At 63.0% G+C, this 6,101-nt stretch carries 6 protein-coding genes; 2 read left to right on the top strand and 4 right to left on the bottom strand.

From position 1 onward, the window contains the following. The first annotated feature begins 335 nt into the window (after nt 1-335). Complete coding sequence (locus tag N5D53_RS16345) at nt 336-776, top strand: thioesterase family protein (protein ID WP_266022209.1); 441 nt, start codon at nt 336-338, stop codon at nt 774-776. Nucleotides 777-828: 52 nt separating this feature from the next. Here the strand turns inward: N5D53_RS16345 and N5D53_RS16340 are convergent, their stop codons facing one another. The 3 genes from N5D53_RS16340 to fdhD all read right to left on the bottom strand — a co-directional run bounded on the left by N5D53_RS16340 (nt 829) and on the right by fdhD (nt 4,689). Then, entirely contained in the window at nt 829-1,311 is a 483-nt protein-coding gene (locus tag N5D53_RS16340; RefSeq protein ID WP_104960602.1) for a glycine zipper domain-containing protein, read from the bottom strand. A gap of 196 nt (nt 1,312-1,507) precedes the next feature. Further along, nucleotides 1,508-3,853, bottom strand: coding sequence for an FdhF/YdeP family oxidoreductase (locus N5D53_RS16335; RefSeq protein ID WP_190869779.1), 2,346 nt, complete (start codon nt 3,851-3,853; stop codon nt 1,508-1,510). 5 nt (nt 3,854-3,858) lie between these two features. Continuing rightward, entirely contained in the window at nt 3,859-4,689 is an 831-nt protein-coding gene (fdhD, locus tag N5D53_RS16330) for a formate dehydrogenase accessory sulfurtransferase FdhD (RefSeq protein ID WP_010951628.1), read from the bottom strand. 175 nt (nt 4,690-4,864) lie between these two features. On the opposite strand from fdhD, the gene lysM reads away from it, so the two are divergent. Next, nucleotides 4,865-5,305, top strand: a complete 441-nt coding sequence (gene lysM, locus N5D53_RS16325; protein WP_010951629.1) for a peptidoglycan-binding protein LysM — start codon at nt 4,865-4,867, stop codon at nt 5,303-5,305. 96 nt (nt 5,306-5,401) lie between these two features. Here lysM and yrfG read toward each other — a convergent pair whose 3' ends face one another. Next, complete coding sequence (gene yrfG / locus N5D53_RS16320; protein ID WP_021782608.1) at nt 5,402-6,064, bottom strand: GMP/IMP nucleotidase; 663 nt, start codon at nt 6,062-6,064, stop codon at nt 5,402-5,404. Between the last annotated feature and the right edge of the window lie 37 nt (nt 6,065-6,101).

The raw sequence follows: 6,101 nt of genomic DNA, 5'->3' as shown, positions 1-6,101 counted from the left end.
CCTGCTGACCAATTTCCACCCGTGGTTCACCGTCGCAGCCGCCATCGTATTCGCGGGTAAACCCGCTCCTACACACTGATTGGCGGTGGGCGCAGGCCGTCGTGTAGGAGCGGGTTTACCCGCGAAAGGGCCGGACCTGCTGACCAATTTCCACCCGTGCTTCACCGTCGCAGCCGCCATCGTATTCGCGGGTAAACCCGCGCCTACACACCATCGGTGGTGGGCGCAGGCCGTTGCAGGAGCTGGCTTGCCCGCGAAGGGGCCCGCATAGGCAGCGAAATTCTGGTTTTTCTGTTTCACTGTCAGCATCCATTGCGTAGACAAGAGCCAGCCAGATGACCGAAGCCCCTCAGCGCACTGCCTTCTCCCACTTCCACCCGATCCTTACCCGCCCCCAGGATAACGACCTGAACGGCCACATTGCCGGTGCAACGGTGCACGGTTTCTTCGAAACCGCGATACAGGCGTTTCTCGTCGAGCAGGCGGAACTGGACCTGCGGCACGGTGAACTGGCCGCCTTCGTGGTCAGTTCAGCTTCGGATTTCTACGCGCTACCGGGCTTCCCGGATTTGTTGGAAGTGGGGTTGGGAGTGACGCGTCTGGCGGGCAGCACGGTAGAGTACCGGCTGGCGCTGTACCGTCCGGGCGAATCGGACGCGTGCGCGGCAGGTACGGTGGTGCAGGTGTTCATCGAGCGCGCCAGTGGCCGGCCTGTAGCGTTGCCAGAGGCGCTGCAGGTGATCCTGTCCGGCCTTGTGCTGGAGCGACAGGCATAAAAAACCCCGCTGGCAGGGGCGGGGTTTTGTTGCCGGGGCAGGGCCCCAGGCGTTAGTCGCGCCAGTGGCGCTTGTGCTTGCGGTGGCCGTAGTGGCGGCCACGGTCCCAGTGACGACGGTCGTCGTCGTAACCGCGACGATAGCGGCGGCCATCGCGGTAATCGTCTTTGTCGGCCTCTTTGCCCAGGTAGTTACCCAGCGCACCACCGGCACCACCGCCGGCTGCCGCACCAATGTAGCTACCCGTGGTGCCGCCCACGGAGCGACCGACCACGTTACCACCTGCGGCGCCCAGCGCGCCGCCGATAGCGGCTTCACCACGCTGGCGTTTGTCTGCGCCCAGAGCGCCACCTGCCGCACCGCCCAGACCGGCACCAATGGCGCCGCCGGTGCTGCCACCGATGGAGTTGCCCACGACAGAGCCCAGTACCCCACCCAGTGCGCCGCCAATGCCGGCCTCGGTGGTGCCGCCTGCCATGGCAACGCCGCTGAGCAAGCTGAAAGACAACAACAGAATCGAGGAGTACTTCTTCATCAAGAGAGCCTCATAGGGATGACGAGGCGAATTTGAGGCTAAGAGGCGTGGCTGGCAACGGAAATCCGACGAGTAACACGAGTTGTACACAATTCTCTAACTTGCTGTATTTACTATGAAACTTTATCGTTTTCAGGCTGTCTGAGACCTTTATGACAAAGCCCTGAGCCGCCACGGAACAGGGCTTTTTTCATTTTTACAGAATGCGCCCGTCGTCGCGCGCGCGCTCCAGCTTGATAGCAATGAACTTCGATGTTGGCGTATGGCTACCAACGCCAATGCTCTCCAGTGGCACCAGCGGGTTCACCTCCGGGTAATACGCCGCTGCCTGCCCGGCAGGGATGTCGAAGGCCAGCAGGGTAAAGCCTTGCACCCGGCGCACATGTTCATCCCCCCACAGCGAAACGATGTCGACCTTCTGCCCCGGCTGGAAGCCCAGGCGGATGATGTCGGCCTCGTTGGCGAACAGCACCTCGCGCTGGCCGCGCACGCCGCGGTAGCGGTCGTCCAGGCCATAGATAGTGGTGTTGTACTGATCGTGCGAGCGCATCGACTGCATGATCAGGTCTGGCAACTGGCCGCTGGCGCGTACGCGTTCGTCAAGCAGCGTGTCGGGCAGCAGGTTGGCCTTGAAGTTGGCGCGGCCGGTGCTGGTTTCCCATTCGCGGCTGGCCGCGCTGTTGCCCAGATAGAAGCCCCCCGGGTGACGCAGGCGCTGGTTAAAGCCGCTGAAACCGGCAATGGTGTCGCCGATCAGGTCGCGGATGCGGTCGTAGTCGGCCACCAGCCAGTGCCAGTCCACCGGTTGCTTGCCCAGCGTGGCGGCGGCGATGCCGGCGATCACCGCAGGCTCTGAGCGCATTTGCGTCGATAGCGGCTTGAGCTGGCCGTTGGAGGCGTGGACCATGCTGAACGAGTCTTCAACCGTGACTGCCTGCGGTCCTTCGGCCTGCAGGTCGATGTCGGTGCGGCCCAGGCACGGCAGGACCAGTGCCTGCTTGCCATGGACCAGGTGGCTACGGTTGAGCTTGGTGCTGATGTGCACGGTCAGCTCGCAGTTGCGCAGCGCCTGGGCGGTACGCTCGGTGTCGGGTGTGGCTTGGGCGAAGTTGCCGCCCAAGCCGATGAAAACCTTGGCCCGGCCATCGAGCATCGCGTGAATGGCTTCGACGGTGTTATGGCCATTGCGCCGTGGCACAGGGAAGCCAAAGCGCTTTTCGATGGCATCCAGCAGCGCCTCTGGCGGGCGCTCGTTGATGCCCATGGTGCGGTCACCCTGCACGTTGCTGTGGCCACGCACCGGGCACAGGCCGGCACCGGGCACGCCGATGTTGCCACGCAGCATCTGCAGGTTGACGATTTCCTGAATGGTCGGCACCGAATGACGGTGTTGGGTGATGCCCATCGCCCAGCACATGATCACCCGCTTGCCCCGGCAGTACATGCGCGCGGCCAGTTCGATATCGGCCAAGGTCAGGCCGGACTGTGCCTGGATGTGCGACCACGGCGTGGCGTCCACCACAGCCAGGTACTCATCGACGCCATGGCCATGTTCGGCGATGAAGGCGTGGTCGAACACGGCCGGTTCGCCGTTGGCCTGGGCTTCGCGTTCCCATTGCAGGACGAACTTGGCCATGCCGCGCAGCATCGCCATGTCGCCACCCAGGGCCGGGCGGAAGAAGGCGGTGTTGGTCGGGCGGTCACTGTTGGTCAGCATTTCCAGTGGGTTCTGGGGGTGCTGGAAGCGCTCCAGACCACGCTCCTTGAGCGGGTTGATGCACACCACCTGGGCGCCACGCTTTACCGCATCACGCAGTGGGTCGAGCATGCGCGGGTGATTGGTGCCGGGGTTCTGGCCCCAGACAAAAATGGCGTCGGCGTGCTCGAAGTCGTCGAAGGTGACTGTACCTTTGCCGACCCCGACGCTTTGCCCCAACGCCACGCCGCTGGCCTCATGGCACATGTTCGAGCAGTCAGGGAAGTTGTTGGTGCCGTAGGCGCGCACGAACAGTTGGTACAGGTACGCCGCTTCGTTGCTGGCACGTCCCGAGGTATAGAATTCGGCCTGGTCAGGGTTGGTCAGCTTGTTCAGTTCGCGGGCGATCAGGGCGAAGGCGGCATCCCAGCTGATCGGCAGGTAACGGTCGCTGGGAGCGTCGTAGACCATCGGTTCGGTCAGACGCCCTTGGTACTCCAGCCAGTAGTCGCTTTGCTGCAGCAGCGAGGTGACGCTGTAACGGGCGAAGAAGGCAGCATCGACACGGCGCTTGGTAGCTTCCCAGTTCACCGCCTTGGCGCCGTTCTCGCAGAACTTGACCATGCCGCTTTCCGGCGAGTCCCCCCAGGCGCAGCCGGGGCAGTCGAAACCGCCGTTCTGGTTGGTCTTGAGCAGGGCGCGAATGTTCTTCAGCGCATTATCGCTGCCGACCCAGGCCTTGGCCACGCTACGCAGTGCGCCCCAACCGCCGGCGGGGCCGTGGTAGGGCTTGTAGCGAGGGGGGGAGGTTGGGGTGTTGTCCGGAAGTTGTTGGTACGAGGTCACGACTGTTACGACTCCGCCGCTGGGCTGTAGACCCGCGGTGCGCTGTGCTTGGGCAAGTGGATAAGGTTGAGGTTGTGCTTGCGCGCCCATTGCAGGGCAAGGCCGGTGGGCGCCGACAGGCTGACCAGGGTCTGGATGCCGGCACGCAGTACTTTCTGGATCAGCTCCAGGCTGCAGCGGCTGGTGACGATGGCCAGGCCACCCTGGGTGTCGATGCGTTGTCGCAGCAGCGCGCCGATCAGTTTGTCGAGGGCGTTGTGCCGGCCGATGTCTTCGCGGCCAAGCAGCAGTTCGCCTTGGCGGTCCATGAACAATGCTGCATGCACGGCACCGCAATGCTGGCCCAGTGGCTGGAAGGCGTCGATGCGCTCGCGCAGGCCGACCAGCCACTGGGCCGGGGGCAGGGGCGCACCCGGCAACACGGCCAGATCCGGTAGTGCCTGCTCCAGGGCCTCGACCCCACACAGGCCGCAACCACTGGTGCCGGCCAGTTGGCGGCGCTGGTTTTTCAGGTTCCAGAACGCCCGGCTGGAGATTTCCAGGTCGGCGTACAGTGCCGAGCCGCTGCCGGAGAGCTTGAGGTCGTAGATTTCTGCGGTGCCTTCGACAATGCCGCTGCCGACGCTGAAACCGACGGCGAAGTCTTCCAGATCGGTAGGGCTGACCAGCATCACTGCCTGGTTGAGGCCGTTATAGACAATGGCCAGGGCCACTTCCTCGGCCAGCGGGGTGCTGTCGCGTTTGGCGTCGCTGAGCTGGACGTAATCGTAGGTGTTGCTGGCGGCGGGCATGGACAAGGGCGATGAGGCCGCGCAGACCGGAGGCTTGCTGTTCATCGGGGCGCTGAATACCGGCGGCTTTCTGATAGCACAAGCCTAGGCGCGTGGGCCGGCGGCGTCTAATCGCTAGGGTCTATGCCTTGATAGACCGCGTCGATTGGTAGCGCAGGGCGGAAGTGGTAAAGCTGACCTAGACTCCTGTGTCCAAGGTTTCGTCAACAAGGAGAGCGCAATGAGCCTGTTCAGTTTCGTGAAGGAAGCCGGCGAGAAGTTGATCGACCTGCTGACCCCTGGCAACGCCAATGCCGAGGAGCAGCTTAAGAAACACGTGGAAGCTGTTGGCCTGGGCAACCCTAACATCACCGCCACTGTAGAAGGAGACAAGATCATCCTCAAGGGTGAAGTGGCCAGCCAGGAAGAGAAGGAGAAGATCATCCTGGCGGCGGGCAACATCAGCGGCGTGGCCAGTGTCGAGGACCAGATCACCGTGACCGGGCCGGTAGTCCAGGCGGCAAGGTTCGTCACAGTGAAATCGGGCGACACACTTTCAGCCATTGCCATGGTCGTGTATGGCAATGCCAATCAGTACAACAAGATTTTCGAGGCCAACAAGCCGATGCTCAAGCACCCGGACAAGATCTATCCGGGGCAGGTGCTGCGTATTCCTGACTGATCGCTGAAGTCTGTACCGGCCTCTTCGCGGGCGCGCCCGCTCCCACAGGTACAGCGCCAGCACTGAGTGGGAGCGGGCATGCCCGCGAATGGGGCCTTACAGGCCTTCCAGTAACGCCCGGTAATCCTCGACCGCTGCAAACTCTTCGGTATCGCGTGGTTGTGCCTGGCTATCCGGCTGGCGCACCGCCAGCAAGTGCCCCACACCAAACCGCCGTGCACTGCGCAGAATCGCCAGCGTGTCATCGATGAACAGGCTGCGTTCCGGTTCGAAGCCGATATCCGCCTGCAGGGCATCCCAGAACTGCGGGCTTTCCTTCGGGTAGCCATAGTCGTGCGAGCTGATCAGTCGCTCGAAGTACGGCGCCAGCTCCACCCGTTCCAGCTTCAGCGACAGCGAGTCACGGTGGGCATTGGTGATCATCACGACACGCTTGCCTGCCTGGCGAATCGCCGCCAGGAAGGTATCGGCATCCGGGCGCAGGGCAATCAGGTCGGCAATTTCCCGCTTCAGCTCGCGAATGGGCAGGCGTAGCTCGCGGCTCCAGAAGTCCAGGCAGTACCAGTTCAATGTGCCGGCATTGCGTTCGAACAGCGGTTGCAGCTCCATTTCGGCCATGGCCCGGCTTACACCGTGCAGCTCGGCATAGCGCTGGGGCAGGTGGTCCAGCCAGAAGCGGTTGTCGTAATGCAGGTCGAGCAGGGTGCCATCCATGTCCAGCAGGACGGTATCGATGGCAGACCAGGGAAGAACAGGCATGGGAAACTCTCGATCAGTCGGCAAGCCACGGTATAGT

The sequence above is a fragment of the Pseudomonas sp. GD03862 genome, from assembly GCF_029840855.1.
In the GTDB taxonomy this organism is placed as follows: domain Bacteria; phylum Pseudomonadota; class Gammaproteobacteria; order Pseudomonadales; family Pseudomonadaceae; genus Aquipseudomonas; species Aquipseudomonas alloputida.
The sequence above is the reverse complement of the archived record's forward strand: the minus strand, read 5'-3'. Positions and strand labels throughout refer to the sequence as shown.